The organism is Paenibacillus sp. 01T442 (assembly GCF_056398345.1).
In genome coordinates, this window is record NZ_JBFTPF010000028.1 from 60616 (window position 1) to 78117 (window position 17502).

The 17502-nt window shown below is 45.6% G+C and carries 12 protein-coding genes; 10 read left to right on the plus strand and 2 right to left on the minus strand.

The window, feature by feature from the left end; translation table 11 throughout:
• The first annotated feature begins 126 nt into the window (after positions 1–126).
• From AC1DLM_RS20345 to AC1DLM_RS20370, 6 genes are all read left to right on the plus strand, one after another.
• Complete coding sequence (locus AC1DLM_RS20345; RefSeq protein ID WP_441987120.1) at positions 127–1620, plus strand: glycoside hydrolase family 28 protein; 1494 nt, start codon at positions 127–129, stop codon at positions 1618–1620.
• Positions 1621–1641: 21 nt separating this feature from the next.
• On the plus strand, positions 1642–4056 hold the full coding sequence (locus tag AC1DLM_RS20350; protein ID WP_441987119.1) for an alpha-L-rhamnosidase-related protein: 2415 nt from the start codon (positions 1642–1644) through the stop codon (positions 4054–4056).
• A 454-nt stretch (positions 4057–4510) separates the two neighbouring features.
• Positions 4511–6724 carry a helix-turn-helix domain-containing protein gene (locus tag AC1DLM_RS20355; RefSeq protein WP_477570978.1) on the plus strand — a complete coding sequence of 738 codons (2214 nt, stop codon included), beginning with the start codon at positions 4511–4513 and terminating at the stop codon, positions 6722–6724.
• A gap of 26 nt (positions 6725–6750) precedes the next feature.
• The gene (locus tag AC1DLM_RS20360) at positions 6751–6963 is read left to right on the plus strand and encodes a hypothetical protein (protein ID WP_477570979.1); all 213 of its coding nucleotides are present in this window, start codon (positions 6751–6753) and stop codon (positions 6961–6963) included.
• A 24-nt stretch (positions 6964–6987) separates the two neighbouring features.
• Complete coding sequence (locus AC1DLM_RS20365; RefSeq protein ID WP_477570980.1) at positions 6988–7290, plus strand: hypothetical protein; 303 nt, start codon at positions 6988–6990, stop codon at positions 7288–7290.
• Between the two features lie 30 nt (positions 7291–7320).
• A complete protein-coding gene (locus AC1DLM_RS20370; RefSeq protein WP_477570986.1) occupies positions 7321–9828 on the plus strand; it encodes a glycosyl hydrolase in 2508 nt (835 codons plus the stop codon).
• A gap of 229 nt (positions 9829–10057) precedes the next feature.
• Here the strand turns inward: AC1DLM_RS20370 and AC1DLM_RS20375 are convergent, their stop codons facing one another.
• Positions 10058–10882, minus strand: coding sequence for an AraC family transcriptional regulator (locus AC1DLM_RS20375; protein ID WP_441987116.1), 825 nt, complete (start codon positions 10880–10882; stop codon positions 10058–10060).
• Between the two features lie 117 nt (positions 10883–10999).
• Here AC1DLM_RS20375 and AC1DLM_RS20380 point away from each other — a divergent pair, with 117 nt between their 5' ends.
• Positions 11000–13027, plus strand: coding sequence for a beta-galactosidase (locus AC1DLM_RS20380; RefSeq protein ID WP_441987115.1), 2028 nt, complete (start codon positions 11000–11002; stop codon positions 13025–13027).
• A gap of 79 nt (positions 13028–13106) precedes the next feature.
• Here AC1DLM_RS20380 and AC1DLM_RS20385 read toward each other — a convergent pair whose 3' ends face one another.
• Positions 13107–13889, minus strand: a complete 783-nt coding sequence (locus tag AC1DLM_RS20385) for a phytanoyl-CoA dioxygenase family protein (RefSeq protein WP_441987114.1) — start codon at positions 13887–13889, stop codon at positions 13107–13109.
• Between the two features lie 140 nt (positions 13890–14029).
• On the opposite strand from AC1DLM_RS20385, the gene AC1DLM_RS20390 reads away from it, so the two are divergent.
• The 3 genes from AC1DLM_RS20390 to AC1DLM_RS20400 all read left to right on the plus strand — a co-directional run.
• Positions 14030–14893, plus strand: a complete 864-nt coding sequence (locus tag AC1DLM_RS20390) for a helix-turn-helix domain-containing protein (protein ID WP_441987113.1) — start codon at positions 14030–14032, stop codon at positions 14891–14893.
• 93 nt (positions 14894–14986) lie between these two features.
• Positions 14987–15601, plus strand: coding sequence for a PH domain-containing protein (locus AC1DLM_RS20395; RefSeq protein ID WP_477570981.1), 615 nt, complete (start codon positions 14987–14989; stop codon positions 15599–15601).
• Positions 15602–16081: 480 nt separating this feature from the next.
• On the plus strand, positions 16082–17502 hold a 1421-nt coding region (locus AC1DLM_RS20400), incomplete at its 3' end, for an S-layer homology domain-containing protein (protein WP_477570982.1).

Sequence of the window (17502 nt, forward strand, 5' to 3'; positions counted from 1 at the left end):
AAAGAAATGTAGATTGATGAGCCCTATCAAAATCGGTATGTTAATCCAACAAAGAAATGTAGATTGATGAGCCCTATCAAAATCGGTATGTTAAACCTGTTAGCTATGAAGCCTAGGAGGATGATTATGCCTGCAACGATTGTGACTTACTCCGTACCGTCTATTTACGCGGAATCAACGTATTATTCAGTGAAGGCGGATCATATCGGAATACCGGTGATCTCTTTTCTGACGGATCGTGATTATGATTACGCTCATTTCTCCTTTTCCGGTTCAACGACTATTACCATCACGGCGTGCGAGCCGATCGATACGTATTCGATAAGTCCGTTAGCTTTTGAAATTCAAGGTACGGTAGTGGGGAACAAGCTGACCTTCAACCTCCAGGAGTCCCGATATCTCATTTTAAAAATCAACAAGTTGAAGGAGCTCGTCCTCATCGCAGATCCGCTTGAAGTGAGCGCTCCACCTGAATCTGGCAAGGGGATCTATCATGTGGTTGCTAATTATGGCGCTGATCTGACGGGGAAAACGATAGCAACTTCAGCAATTCAAGCGGCAATCAATGATGCCAACTCAGCTGGCGGGGGTGTTGTCTATGTTCCTGAGGGGGTTTTCCTGATCGGCAATCTGCTCCTGAAAAGTCATGTTACCCTTTATCTTCAAGGTGGAGCTGTACTTAGAGCAACCGATCAGAAAGAGGATTACACGGTCGATTTTCATAAAGATAGCCTAAATTATGATGGAACCTGGCTCATCCAAACAGAACCCAATTCCACCCATATTGCGATCACTGGTCGAGGGACAATCGATGGGAACGGTTCCTGGTTGAGAGCGAATCAAAGCTTTGTTAGCAATTTAATTGTGCCTATACGTACCTCCAACTTTACGATTGACGGCATTATTGGGCGAGATGCCGGCCTCTGGGCGCTTATTCCTACTCGTTCTACTCATGTAAACATTACGAACTACAAGGGCTTTCAATCGTTGGTTGACTATGAGGATGACGCCATTGATATCGTAGAGTCGCAGAATGTGTTAGTTACACATACAATTGCCATTTCAGAAGATGACCCGTTCTCCACCAAAACCTGGAATGAAGCAACGGATATTGCCCAAAATTGGCCGGGCTCGCCGCAAGTGCTTGAGAATGTGACGTTCGATGATTGTATAGCATGGACCTGCTGTGCGGCTTTTAAAGTAGGGATGGGGGTAGAAAAAGCGCAACGGAATGTCGCTTTTACCAATAGTTACGTCTATCAAGCCAGCCGTGCATTAGCGATTCATCATCGCTTTGGTAAGGCTACCGTGGAGAATCTCACCTTCCAGAACATCGATATTGAGCAAGTCATCCATACAAGAAATGGACCTTTTTGGCTGCATTTTGAAATCGAAGACAGTGGAAGAGGGATTGGACCCGTTACCCAGGTGCTTTTAAAAAATATTAACGTACGCGATCAAGGCCGACTCCCATCGATGCTGCGTGGAACAGATCCTTTCCTGATTGAAGGCGTTACCTTTGAGCAGATCTATATGATGGGTAGTACGAAGCCTGCAGCAAGCTTGGATGAGATGAATATACGCGTAAAAGAATTATACGTTGTGGATGATATCCGATAACGAATGGAGGAGGTGATTTGATTGCGAATACTGCTAACTGACTTACCCTATAATGGACAAATAGAGACAAATCAATCGCAAAAGCCATGGGAACAGACAACAGGTTGGCCATGTCGATGGGTGACATACAGTGAGGAGGCTAAACCTCCCTATGTGATTGTTTATCGCTGCAAATTCACTTTAAGTGAAGCTCTTCGTCTTAGGGTGCACGTCTCTGGGGATGAAAGGTATGAGCTGTTTCTGGATCACGTAAGGATCGGCCGAGGCAGCGAACGTGGGGACCGCACCAACTGGTTTTATGAAACGTATGAGGTCGAGGTTGCCGCAGGAGAGCATCAATGGATTGCACGCTGCTGGGCGTTAGGCGAACATAAGCCGTGGGCACAGGTAAGCGTACAGCCAGGTTTTCTGCTTAGTCCKGATGATGAAGCACTCGCACCTCTGATGGGTACAGGTGTTGCTCATTGGGAAGCGAAGCCGATGCTGGGCTATCGTTTTGTGCCGCTGACATCCAGCATCGGTACCGGTGCAAAACTGGACATTGATGGTGCGTCTTTCGATTGGGATGCTCTGCTAGGGGGAGGTGACGGATGGCTTGTGGTACAACCTATGGGGAATGTCTACCATAGTAAGGACAATTATCATTTTTCGTCGGTGCAGCGGCTTATGCGACCAGCTACATTGCCGGCGATGCAAGAGGTTAGCGTGACTGCGATACGTGTACGTTTTGTAGAGCAAGCTGGTATCCAGGAATCAGACGAACATCCGATCGTCGCAAGTCGCGATTTGATAGAGGAGCATGAGCTTTGGAATAGTTTACTTACCGGGCAACCGACTCACATTCCAGCAAATACACATAGACGAGTCATTATCGATCTAGGGGATTATTATTGTTTCTACCCAGAGCTTGTCGTTTCGGGAGGAAAAGGTTCTGTCATTCGACTCCATTGGGAGGAGTCTTTCTATGATGAAGCGGATGGTGGACGCAAGACGAACCGGAATGATATTGCGGGTAAATGGTTTAGAGGATACGGCGATACGTTTCGTCCGGATGGCGGGACGTGCCGAAGTTTCGATTCGTTGTGGTGGCATGCGGGACGTTATGGCGAGTTGATCGTGGAGACGGGGAGCGAAGCGCTGGACTTGAAGGCGTTTAGGTTGCTGGAAACGAGATATCCGTTGGAGATGGAAGGTTCAATCGAGAGTAGTGATGAACGCCTAAATCATGTCGTTAAGTCATCGTTTAGGACGCTGCAAATGTGTGCACACGAAACCTATATGGATTGCCCTTATTGGGAGCAGCTCATGTATGTGGGGGATACACGCATTCAATCGCTTATTACCTACGTGAGTACGCTCGACGCTCGATTACCGCGTAAAGCAATGGACATGTTCCGAGTTTCTCGCAACAACCATCTTGGACTTGTGAACTGTGCTTACCCGGACCAAAATGGTAAACATATTTCCTCCTTCTCCTTGTGGTGGGTGGCGATGGTCTATGATTATGCCCTGTGGAGAGTTGACCGGGAATGGATTCGTTTCATGATGAGCAGCGTTCGGGATGAGTTGGATCGGTTGTTGCAAAATCGTTCATCGAATGGAGCGGTAAAGCTGCCTATTTCTTGGAACTTCATGGACTGGCAGACTGCGCCGTCAGATGCATGGAACTCGGGCACACCGCCGCATGGCGCAGATCGCTTGAATGCAGCCTACAATCTACAGATGATTCATACGTTGGAGCTGGTTGCCAAACTTGAAGCTTATTTAGGTGAAACAGAATTGGAATCACGAGCAAGACGTCTGGCAAAAGAACTGGGCAACGTCGTTGAGCAACTGTTCTGGAATGAGGAGAGAGGGCTGTTTGCGGACGAAACTTCCCATCAGTATTATTCGGAGCATGCACAAGTGCTTTCCTTATTATGCGAGTCGATTTCGCCTGAATTAAACCGTCGCCTTGTACCTGGAATACTGAAGACGGCCAACGATTTGATGCGCACTAGCGTGTATTTCGATCACTATATGTTCGATGTGTTAGCGTCTGCCAATCAAGTTGAAACGCTGCTGGACAGACTCGAGCCTTGGTTCGGCATGGAGGCAACTGGTCTTAAGACAACGCCGGAAATATTCCTAGATTCCACGCGTTCGGATTGTCATGCTTGGGGTGCTCATCCGGTCTACCATCTCTACACCAATTTGCTTGGCATTCGCCCAGCCTCGATGGGTTTTGCATCAGTCGTGATTCGTCCGCAGCTAGGATCTTTGACGCGTCTGCAGGGTAAGCTTCCGCACCCGAACGGCTTTATTGAAGTGAATGTGGCGTGTTGGGACAGCCAATGGCACGTCGAAGTTACAATGCCCCAGAGTTTGCCTGGTACATTGGTTTGGGGCCAAGAAAGCTATCCCTTACATGTGGGGCAGAATGAATTTGAATTTTGATTGTTAGGCTTTTCTTATGGAAATAATTAGCTTTCATCGCTGCTGTCCACTTTAGCCACTTTATACTCCACACTCGTCGCTGGAAAGCTAGAATAGTCCGAAATCTCCGACTTAAAGAAAGGATTCCCATTAGAAAAGGACCGATAGTCAGACTCTGCCGAACTAAATAGCCTATTTTCTTGATTAGGAGCTGTTTGGGATGATTTAGTTCGGCAATTTCGGACTAACTAGGTGTGGATGACGATGACAGCGTAATTAGTTGGATAAAATCGGACTATTCGGTTCCAGAGGAACGACCAAATTAGAGTATCTCGCGCGAATCGTCGCACTAGCCTTTTTTTACTTCCAGATAAATCCATGTTAACTCCGCGAAAGGATGTATATTGCTCCTCCGTCCTTTCAAGGATAGAATGGTAGGATAAACACCTCTTTATCATGAAGGAGAGAGCCCAACTTGAGAAGAAATTGGTTCCATCGCTTGCTACTTTCCTATGTTCCTGTGCTTATTCTTATCGTTTGTTTATTCGTATTTATCGGGGTCGTTCAGCTTAATGATTTGTCCCGCAAAGAAGCCCTGAAATCCAGTGGCGTGTATGTCCAAAATATCCAGAACAGCATCGACATGTCGCTGAACTCCATTGAATTGATGATGTTAGAAACAATAACTCGTAATATTAACATAACGACGTTCGCTGGGATGCAAAGCGATACTAACTTTTTCATCGAACTTTCCAGGCTGCTTCAGAGCTTAACATCTACCAATCCATGGATTGATTCTGCCTACTTGTATCGGGTAGGTGATGGGACGGTTATTAGTGATAAAACAAAGCTGAATGTCGAGCAATTTGGAGATAAAACATTCATTGAAAGTCATATAAATAATCCTGAACTAGATAGCTGGAGTCTGCCTCGTCCCTATCGGACTGTAAAAGATGGGAATCTGGAAGGTACTGTCATTTCCTTGTCCAGAAGTGTTCCCCTGCAAAGCAAAGGCATCGCTATGCTTGTTATTAATGTGAAAATCAGCGGCATTCAAGAGTTTCTAAGCAAATACGGTATATCTGAAGTGAATCAGATTGCACTCAAAGATAGTCAAGGCCAGATGATTTTTGAGCAAAATGGCAAGAATCCGAAGGATGATGATATCACGATCATTTCCAACTACACAGGTTGGACCTATACGAGCTCGCTGAAGAAGGAAGAGCTGGGTAATATTTTTAACTATATGAAGAGTGGCTGGTTTATTGTTGGGTTCTTGGGACTGCTGCTAGCCATTGGCTGGATTGTGTATATTACCCGTAAAAACTATAAGCCAATTGAAACGATTATGTCGCGAATCGAGAAATATAATCAGGTGCATAAAGAGCATCCGATACAAGGACCGACGGTCGATGAACTGAGTTACATTGATTACACGCTCAGCAGCATCATTGAAGTTAGTCAGGAGTATCAGAATCAGAGTCTTGTGAATCAGAAGTATCGACGTATCCAGTTATTCCACGAGATTATTGATGGAAGTCGCCCGCTAGAGCAGGCAGATTGGAACAATGAGATAATGGATTTTGGCATGAAGCAATTGGGAAATGCCGCAGTGAGCATCGTCGAAATTGATAAATATACCGAGTTTATTAGCGGGCATTCCCGAGAGGATCAGGGACTTTTTAAATATATTTTGAAAAAGGTAGTCGAAGAATCGGCAGAAGCTTGTGGTCTGCGCATTTGGCAGGAATGGGTCACGAATCATCGGTTGTGTATTATTTTTCTTGAAGAGCAGCAAGAGACATCACTGGAGTCGACGATGGTGACGCTGACGGATCAAGTCCGTCAATGGATGCAGAATAATCTGAAGCTAACGGTGACATTTGGTTTGGGATGTACGGTACATGAGGTTCAATCGATACATCAGTCCTATGAATCATCGGCTAGGGCGCTGGACTATAAGTCTGCACTTGGCAGCAATCGGGTGATCGGCCATTGGGAAATCGAGCTATTGTCGCATGATGATCTATATGTGTATCTTCAGTATGTACGGACAATTGCTCAAGCTTTCCGTGTCGGTAACGATKGGTGGCAGGAGCAGTTGAAGCTGCTATTTGAGGGTTTGCGTCGCCTTTTGCTTCCAAAAGAGGAGATCAGCGGCATTCTCAGTTACATGAACTATTATTTCTATCGGGAAATGATGGAGCTGCCTCCTGAGTATCAAGAACTATGGAATCGGGAGTTCCGCACACCATGGGATGAGAATATGGAGACACTTGAAACGTTGGATGAACTGGAATCTTTTTATCTGGTAACCATTACGTCCTGTGCACAGCAAATGGAAGAAATTCGCGTCAGCAAAGGCAATCACGGTGTAGTGCAAAAAGTAAGGGACTACATCGAGGCCAATTTCAGTGATCCCGATCTATCTTTATCGAGCCTAAGCGAACAATTTAATATGAATTCGTCCAGCCTAAGCACCATTTTTAAAGAGGATTTCGGTGAGAAGTTCGTCGTCTATCTCTGCCAAATACGGATGGAGCATGCCAAGGAATTGCTAAGAACGACACCTTTGCCGATCCAAGAAATTTCGGAACGCGTAGGGTATTTACATCAGATGTCGTTCATTCGTGCTTTTAAGAAAATGATTGGCACAACGCCAGGGGATTACCGCAAGGTTCACCAATAGGATCGACACTACTTTCGGAGGTTTTTATGTCAAATATATGGGAACAATTGCTTCATCCGCCTAATGAGTATCGGACCCTCCCGTTTTGGTCATGGAATGATAAATTAGAGATCGCTGAATTGGAACGGCAAATTGAAGAGATGCATAAAGCGGGGATTGGCGGCTTTTTCATGCATGCAAGAGGCGGACTTCAAACCCCCTACATGGGGGAGGAGTGGATGGATGCGATTCGTGCCTGACTTGTAAAAGGCAAAGAATTAGGCATGTCACCATGGCTGTATGACGAAAATGGGTGGCCTAGCGGCTTCGCTGACGGGAAGGTTACTGCCAAAGGCGTGGCATTTCAGCAAAAGAAGCTGCTCGTTGAACACGCGCCTTTTCAAAATCCTGCGCAACATACGATAGCCTACTATGAGCAGACAGAGCCCGGGTATCGTCTACTTGGGGATGAGGATGCAGAAAAGGCACAGCTTCGATTGTACTATGAGGTCAATCCTTATTATTTAGATGCTTTAAGCGAGCAAGCAGTGGGGGCATTCATTGAAGCTGCCTATGACGCGTATTAGGAGCGTTTTGGTGAGGAGTTCGGGGAAGTCATTCAAGGTTTTTTTACCGATGAACCTCAATTTGCTCGTGGTCAATTACCGTGGTCCTTTGAAATAGAAGCAGCATTTCGATCCGCGAATGGATATGAGTTGAAGGACGTGTTGCCAGCGTTATTCTTGCAAGTCGACGGCTATGAGAAAGCCAGATACGATTACTGGGCGTGTGTAACAGCGATGTTCACGAAAGCGTATGCAAAGCAAATCGGTGACTGGTGTCAAAGTAAAGGATGGTCCTTTACTGGACATGTTGTGGATGAACAAGCGCTGCAGATTCAAGTAACCTCTGTTGGAGATCCCATGGCGTTCTATGAACATTTGAACATGCCAGGTTGTGATTGGCTCGGTCGTTTCATTGGAGATGAGCCGATTGTCCCGAAACAGGTCGGATCTGTCGCCCATCAACTTGGGAAAAAGCAAACGATTACCGAAAGCTTTGGCTGTTCCGGTTGGGACATTAGCTTCGCGGATTTGAAGCGAATTGGTGAATGGCAGTTCGTCCATGGCATTACGATGATTTGCCAGCATTTGCAGAGCTATAGCCTGAAAGGTCTGCGGAAGCGGGATTATCCGCCATCTTTGTTCGTCCAACAGCCGTGGTGGGAGGACTATAAGGGCTTCAACGATTATTTCGCCAGATTGTCGATGCTGCTGTCGGAGGGGACAAGGCAAGTCGACGTGCTGCTATTGCACCCGATTCGCAGTGCGTGGACCTTGCAGCGCGGAGAGGATCGCTCCGACATTCCGCAGTTCCACGCGGCGTTCGCTCAGCTATCACGCTGGATGTGCCAAGCCTTTATCGAGCATGATTATGGCAGTGAAAGCATCATGGAGGGGCACGGCCATGTGAAAGACGGCCAGTTCATTATTGGAGAGGCGGCGTATCGTGTGGTGGTTCTGCCGCCAAGCGTGACGATTAGCCGAACGTCACTAATGTTGCTGAAACAATTCGTGCAGCAAGGCGGACAATTGATTGCTTGCGCACCCTATCCTCAGCTAGTTGAGGGTGTGGCCGACAGTGAACTTGCGGAATTGCTCCTGCAAGCGTACAAACCGGAGTGGACATCCGCTGCGATAATGGACGTCATAACGAAGGTCAGTGCGCCTTCGATCCGGATGACCGATGAGCACGGAGTTACTATTGCTGCTGACACCATCAATGTACAAACGTTGGAACTTGAGGGATCTCGTTTATTTTATGTCGTCAATTCCGGGGAGGAACACTATGCTCGGGTTGACATTGAACTGCTTCATACAGGGCATGTAAGCTTGATTGATCTAACAAGCGGAGACACAGAATGCCTTGATCAGATCGCAACGGCGGATGGCATTCGGGTACAGCTGCCGCTGCATCCTGGTCAATCCTATATGCTGCGGCTGGAGCCGCGCAATGGACAACCTGCGAACGTTATTGAACAAGTATCGGATAAGAGAAAGAGTGAGAGCGAGAATGAGAGTCAACCCGCCGAGACAACGATTTTAAGCTCCCATTGGGACGTCGTTTCTCTCACCCCAAACAGCCTCACATTGGATACGTGTCGGTTACGTGTGGAGGATGGCGAGTGGTCCGAGCTGCAGCCTGTGATTCTTATTCAGGAACAATTACTAGCACTGGGTCGATCTGTTGATATCGAGTTAGACTTTCCTTTCTATGTTGGTTGGGAAACTGGATATAACAGGGAGCTATTTGTTGTTATGGAAAGCCCTGAGCTTTTCGCCATAGAAGTTAACGGTAGTAAGGTCTCCTCGGAGAGCTGCGGAACGTGGCGAGATGGATCTTTCCACAAAGTCGCTATCAGCGGCAATGTACAGCTCGGGGAAAATCACATTCGCTTAAACAGGCATTTCTATAATTCGCCTGAAACGTATCAAGCGATTGAGAATGCGAAGATATTTGAATCAGAAGGCAATAAATTAACCTTTGATACCGAAATTGAGAGCATCTATCTCCTAGGTGAGTTTGGTGTTGAGTCTCAATCGGGGTATGTGTACGGTGAACGAAATGCGGTTCAGACGGAGGGGGCTTTCGTCCTCAAGGAGATTCCTCAAGTGGTGCATGCGAGTGAACTTGTTCAGCAAGGACTACCTTTCTTCGCAGGTACGATTCGATTGCGACAGCACATCGTTGTGAATTGGAAGGATGGCGCTGCTGCTAAGTGGTTCTTCCCTGAACCTCCTCATGCTGCTGTATCCAAACTGTGGATAAATGGACTCGAAGTTCGAACCTTCTTGTGGGAACCGTATGAGGCTGACATTGGAGGATACCTGGTTGCTGGGGAGAATGTCATCGAAATGGAGCTGACGAATAGCTGCCGGAACTTACTGGGTCCTCATCATCATATCCACGGTGAAATTTACAAAGTAGGCCCATCTAGTTTCACAAATACACCAGGTTGGATGGACAAAGGGATACCTCAGGGAGTCTCGATGTATGTAGACAGATTCGCGTTCGTCAGGTTCGGATTGCCAGTGCCGCCGCGTATTGTGGTTTCATTTATCTAAAAAACAGATCATAGACAGATGTTCATCTGCCTGTGATCTGTTTTTTTACTTTTTACTGTAAAACATACAGCTAATTTCGTCCGAATTCGCGGGGAATTACATGTACATTTTCCATTTATTACACAAAAATGACTGATAAGCTGAAAAATAGCTGGATTTTTTCCAGTTATTTGGATCGCGCCGTGGTTTCATATGCTAGTTGGAGCAGCACGCGAAACCGTTTAATTCGTTAATTCAACTCTCTAAATCGCTCCGGCGTCAGGCCAATTTGTTTGCGAAAGCTCGCAATAAAGTGACTCGTATCTCGAAAGCCAACACGCACAGCAATTTCTTTAATGGCGCGATGTCTGTCGACTAGCAGCATTTCTTTGGATTTGCGAAGTCGCATCATGATGAGGTAGGCATAAGGAGAGAGGCCGAAAGCATGCTGAAACAACGTATTCAAATGTCGTGGTGTAATCGCAAGGACAGCAGCCATCTGTTCGATCCCGGTATCCGGATTCGGATAGTGATCTTCGAGCCAATCGGTTAGTGGCTGTAAATGAAGCATCTGATTCGTAATCGAAGTGCGATTATTGATTTGTGCGTGCTTTTTTATCTGAATCAAGAAATGGTACAAATCCGCGGATGCATCATAGCCAGAATAATCGGCTTGCGTCTGAAGTTTGTTCAAAATATGGGTGAGAGCAAGGTTTAAAGGACCTTCCTCATCCCAACGGAAGACGGCAGATTCAAGCATGCCTAATGTACTTAAGATCGTATGCACACTAGTGCCTCCGAACGTAACGTACTGTGTGCACCAGGTATCCGTAACGGCATAATAAGCGTGCGGTTCACCGGGCAGCATGAGGACACCGGAACCTTTCGATAAAAGGACTTTCCTATTGCCCATTTCATATTCGCCTTCACCAGAAAAAGTCTGAAGCCATTGATAGTGAGGTAGGCCATCTTTGCGGTTGAGCATCTCCTGATCTTCGTGATGACCAATGCTATCGATATATAAAGGGTAGGGCTGGGCTGTACTTGGCGTTAGTAGAAATCGGGTATGCACCATCCATCCTCCTGTTCCATTTTCTTATATAGGATTGCTTTTATATTATATTTTAACATGATTGTGAATTTAATATAATGTACTTATTCTTATATGAAATTACATGAAGAGGTGCGAATCATGATACATCCTAAGCTGCCAAAAATTTGGTATGGTGGAGATTACAATCCAGAACAATGGGATAAAGAAGTTATGGACGAGGATTTACGCATGTTTAATCTTGCGGGAATTGATGTCGCAACGATCAATGTATTTTCGTGGGCGCTGTCACAACCGAATGAAGATACTTACGATTTTACTTGGCTAGATGACATCATTAATCGTCTCCATGCGAATGGAACCTATGTGTGTTTGGCTACAAGCACGGGGGCACATCCTGCTTGGATGGCTAAGAAATATCCGGATGTTTGTCGCGTGGATTTTGAAGGACGCAAACATAAATTTGGCATGAGGCATAATTCTTGTCCCAACAGTCCAACATTTCGTATCTATTCAGAGCGAATTGCAGAGAAATTAGCTGAACGATACAAAGATCATGAAGCCATTCTCATTTGGCACGTTTCCAATGAATATGGTGGTTATTGCTACTGTGATAACTGCGCGGAGGCATTTCGAACTTGGCTGCAAGAGCGCTATACAACATTAGATCAATTAAATAAGGCTTGGTATACCGGTTTCTGGGGACATACGTTCTACGAGTGGGATGAAATCGTTCCGCCAAATGCACTTTCGGAGGAAACGGCCGGCGATCGTTCACGCTTCCAATCGATTTCATTAGATTATCGTAGATTCATGTCCGATAGTTTACTGGATTGCTACAAGTTGGAGTATAACGCGATCAGACGTCATTCCCCGGAGCTGTCAATAACGACGAATTTAATGGGGCTTTACAAAGAATTAGACTATTTCAAATGGGCTCCTTATTTGGATGTCATCTCATGGGACAACTATCCATCGCTAGACACGCCGGTCAGTCTCACTTCCATGACGCATGATCTTATGCGTGGATTAAAAGACGGTCAGCCGTTTATGTTGATGGAACAAACACCAAGTCAACAGAACTGGCAAAAATATAACTCGTTGAAACGTCCTGGTGTTATGAAACTATGGAGCTATCAGGCGGTTGCCCATGGTGCGGATACGATATTATTTTTCCAGTTGCGTCGTTCCGCAGGTGCTTGTGAGAAATTCCATGGCGCTGTCATTGAGCATGTTGGACATGAACATACGCGTGTATTCCGTGAATGCGCGGAGTTAGGGCATGAACTGGTGCGCTTATCAGATAAAGTATTGGACGCAAGAGTGAGAGCACGTGTGGGTATTGTTTTCGATTGGGAAAATCGCTGGGCGGTAGGCCTGTCGAGCGGCCCGACAATCGCATTAAATTATGTTGATGAAGTTCATAAATATTATGACGCTCTGTTCCAAGAAAATATTCAAGCGGACCTCATCGGCACGGATACGGATCTCACGGGCTACGATATTGTCATTGCACCTGTACTTTATATGGTGAAAGAGGGATATGCGAAGCGCGTGGAACAATTCGTTCATGCTGGAGGAACTTTCCTGACTACTTTCTTCAGCGGTATCGTCAACGAGCATGATCGCGTAACCCTGGGTGGATATCCGGGTGAGCTGCGCAATGTTCTTGGCATTTGGGCAGAAGAAATCGATGCGTTATTCCCCGATCAGAGCAACCAAATTCAGCTGAATGAGCAATGGGGCGCCCTAGATGGAAGCTACGAATGCGGTATCCTGTGTGATTTAATCCATGCTGAGGGAGCCGAAGTAAAAGCTGTATATGGCAAGGATTTCTATCAAGGMATGCCTGTATTGACTGTAAATACATATGGAGCGGGTCAAGCGTGGTACGTCGCTTCCAGTCCTGAGCCAGCATTTTTACAAGGGCTGCTAGGCAACTTGTGCCAAGATAAAGGGATTACTGCACCAATTCCACCTGTGCCTGGTGTTGAGGTTTCTACGAGAACCAATGAACAGAACGAGTCATTCGTCTTTATTTTAAACCATAATGACCAAGCTACTACGATTTCCCTCGGGGATTTGAAGGGGACGGATTTACTATCCGGCGATTTCATTGAACATGAAGCAACACTTGCAGCCAAGCAAGTCCTCATCATTGAAAAGTAGACTCATTTTCTTACTTTAGAAAAGCCGTAACCCTTGCTGCAGTGAGGGTTACAGCTTTTCATGTATTTATTATATAACTTTAAGCTTCTTTAATAATCTTGTAGTTAGGCTTCACTTTCGTGAAATTTGGATTTTCCCCGCTAACCATTAACCCCATGCCCCAGTCAAAATGCTCTTGCGTGGTCGGGAAATCACTCGCCTCCCGATATTGAAACAATACATTTCTCCGCGTTCTCGAGCTCTTATTCGAAGATGAACCATGGATCGTTAAGTAGTTGAAGAATAGAACATCGCCAGCTTCCGCTTCACAAGGTGTTCCCATATGGATTGGATACTCTTTGTGATTGAGGTAATGCGTACCGATATGTTGCAAGCTTCCTGCAAGATGTGAGCCCGGGATGACGCGTAGACAGCCATTCTCTTCATCCGCACGATCCAAGTGAACACTAGCCGCTAACATCGTATGGTTCTCATGCGGGAAATACGGATAATCTTGATGCATCGGGAAGGCAGCGCCATTCTCTGGTGGCTTGACCAGCATTTTGGAATGATGAAGCTGAACGTTGGGCCCAATAATTTGTCTCAAAACCGCTACCATATTCGGATGAATGACGGCTCGCATGAAGGATGCATCGTGATAATGCACATCATGAAAGCCTTTAAGAACAAGCTTCTTCAGCTCTTCAGCGGGTAGATAATCCCCTTGCCAAGCAGCATTACTATCGGCTTTCGCGTGAGCAGCACGTAGAATAATGTTCTCAACAGCCTCTCTCATCTCCACAACTTCCGCTTCATTAAATACCCCTTTGACTAGCAAGTAACCATTTTCTTTGTAAAAATCGACATCTTTAGGTTGTATCATCGTATCATGCCTCCAATTTGTAGTTGCTCATTAAGCCGCTTTCTATCTATAATTATAGGAGATATTGACGGTGTAATCTTTTTCAACAGAGGACATACTTTTGCACAATAAGGCCATTTTTCCCGAAAAAGGTGAAGCTCATGTTTCAGTATAAGGAAACGTATGCGATGTTGAATGAAGCTTTAACTGTAATCCAAGGTGCGGAAGCTGTCTTTAAAGTGCATTATTGGGGAGTGGATCCTTGTTTGTATGATAATCAACCCCATAAGCATTCTTTTTTTGAGATATGTTACATTTTGGATGGAGAAGGTCTGTATTCAGAGGAAGACATGGTCTATTCACTTCGAGCAGGCACGCTTTTTTGCTCAAAACCCGGTATTACCCACCAAATTCGTACGGAAAAAGGGTTGAATATTTTATTTATCGCGTTTGAGCTGGATGAAACCTTATGTGATGATGCAATGCGTGAAACATTCAATGGGCTTGCACTCCACGGTGATGCTGTTCTGTATGAGGCAGATGATGTACCAACTGTGCAATTATGGCGATCACTTCTCATCCGAGAGGGGCACGGAAGTCTCCCGTATGCAGCCATTCATTCGGTTGCCTATGCCTTGCTGGTGTCGTTCCCTGCTGTATTCGGAAGGCAATCTAAGATGCCTATTATCCGGCATAAAAGCACACATATTTTGATGCGGCGGGCCAAGCTCTATATCCGTGATAATCTCTCGCAAGCTCTTCAGCTCAAAGATGTTGCAAGCTATTTGAGCGTATCGGAGCGCCATCTATCTCGGCTATTCTCGGAGGGAATCCATGAGAGCTTCACTAATTTCATTCGGAGTGAGCGTATTCGCCAAGCGGCGCATCTGCTGCTGAGCAGCGACCTGCCTATTAAAGAAATTGCTGAATTGACGGGGTTTTCTTCCGTTCATTATTTTACACGTACGTTCTTACTGGAGAAGAAGGTTCCTCCTGGCCGTTTCCGCCAAAAAGAGAAGCGATAGAATGGCTAACAATTTGCTACTTATGTTAATTCTACCCATATCGTATAATGGGATAAGTCTACATACATTTTAATTAGCGAGAGGATGGTTCCAGTGTTCAAGAAGTTTGCAGCAGACGCATTAGGCTTAAGTGATATCGGTAAAGTAATTAGTCCAGCAGATTTTGATAAGGTTGATTCTGATGATTATGTGATGCATGAGGATGGCGAGAAGATTTACTTCATCATCAAGTCCAAGAAAGACGAATATTGCTTCACGAACCTTGCACTCATCCATTTGGATGGAGATAGTGCGATTAGCTCTAAGCGAGTTCTGAAACGTTTCAGCTATCATACTCATGCGATCTCCCAAGTGTATATGGAAACGGCAGGAACGATCRATCTTGATGTTGAGATCAAATTCATTATCGGCAACACGAACTTCTCCATTGATGTGGATAAAAAGCAAATTGAACAGATCAAAGATTTGTACAAAGCTTTGATTAAAATTTCCGAGACAGTTGCTCATAATGAGGAAATGTTCGAATACGCTAAGCAAAGCGTAGCTGTTGCGAAGGAAGCCACTGGCCGTATCTCAACACAAACGACTTCTCCAGTTACGCAATTCGATGAGATTACGGAATCCACCTACAACTGGTTGAAAGGTAAGCATTCGGAGTTGAAGGTTAAGGATTTCGGTGCTATTTTTGAACGTTATATCAATAACTAAATTGATCACTGCCATATAATAGGGTAATCCTGACACAGATTGTGACTGCGTTCATGCCGACACAGTATGTTTTGTTGAGTAACTGACACCACTTGAGACGTTTTTCCATTCGGTTTTTGAATGGAAAAACGTCTTTTTGGTTTATGCGTAATCGTATAAATAGGCTTTGTCCCTTTAGCAACCTTCAAACCTTAGCGATAAAATCTGCCGCTAAACGTGGTCGCCTATCTCGATAGGGATTTTTTGTGAGAAATTTGTGAGAAACACATAGTACTATGGTCTATKGGTGATTTTGGCTAATGTAGTCGAAACTTGAAGGAATATCGAGAGGGGTAGGATGCCTATGTAAGTGTATTATAGGACTATTAGTCTATATGTCTATAAGTCTATAAGTTTTAAGACCTATAAATAAAAGGGAATAGGAGATTCAAGCGTTTTGCAGAAAAAATGAAAACTATGAAAAAAATCAGGAGGTAACAGATGAAACACAAAATTAAAAAAACTTCGTTGGCGATGGCTCTGCTGGTATCGTTGGMACCTGCAACTCAAATCGTATCGGCGGCTGCGCCAACTTTTAAGGATGCAGATACGGTGCCATGGGCACAAAAGTATATGACCAAACTTGCGCTGCTTGACATTATCGCAGGCGATAACGCAGGGATGTTTAATCCRCAAAGTAATGTCACTCATCAGGAAGCAGTTCTTATGGCGATCCGTCTAATGGGTTTAGAGGAGGAAGTCAAGAAAGAGGGCGCAGTCAATCCTGTACTTTCTGTTGACGACTTCGCTAAACCTTACATTTCGGTAGCGTTGAAAAAAGGTCTTCTCGTGGCACAAGAGGAAACGAACAAGGCAGGATGGGGTCAGCAGACATCAAGCCGTGAATGGACGATCAAGCTGATCATTCGGGCAATTAATCGTGAGTCAGATGCAGGCCGATTGACTGAAAGCACAACCTTGTTTAGCGATGAGGAAGATTTTACGCCATCTTACAAGGGTTACATCAATGCTGGTGTTAGCCTAAATATTGTTGAAGGCTTTACTGACAATCAGTTTAGACCGTTGAAACTCGTAACGCGTGCTGAGATGGCGGCAATGCTAAGCAATGCGTTGCCTTACTTAACAAATGGAAAGGAAACTTCCTTAGCAGGCGTGTCCAATAGTGTAACTAACGGCATTATATCGGCCGTTTCGAAAGATTCGGTCTCTGTAACGTTGGCTTCAGAAACAAAAAAACTGAGTCTTACTTCGGAAACRCAATATTATGATAAAAACTCTTCGCAACAGCTGAGTTTTGATGCTTTGAAGGTAGGGCTGCTTGTATCAATCGTGAATAAAGAGGATAAAGCTTATTTGATTGAGGTCTCTTTAGGGGTTAATGAGCCTAAAGCAACGACTGCTGTACGGGGTGAAATTGGTCCAGCTGGACCTGTAGGCCCTGCTGGAGCTGTAGGCCCAGTTGGACCTGCAGGTGTAAAAGGCGAAAAAGGCGAAAAAGGCGAACATGGTGAGACGGGATCAACAGGAGCACAAGGCATTCAAGGTGTAACAGGAGCAACCGGAGCCCAAGGCGTAACCGGAGCAACCGGAGCAACAGGGGCCCAAGGCATCCAAGGAATAACAGGAGCAACCGGAGCACAAGGCATCCARGGMRTAACAGGAGCAACCGGAGCCMAAGGCGTAACCGGAGCAACCGGAGCTCAAGGCGTAACAGGAGCAACMGGRGCCCRAGGCATCCAAGGMRTAACAGGMGCAACAGGGGCCCAAGGCATCCAAGGAATAACAGGAGCAACCGGAGGCCAAGGCGTAACAGGAGCAACCGGAGCACAAGGCATCCAAGGCGTAACCGGAGCAACCGGAGCTCAAGGCGTAACCGGAGCAACCGGAGCCCAAGGCGTAAC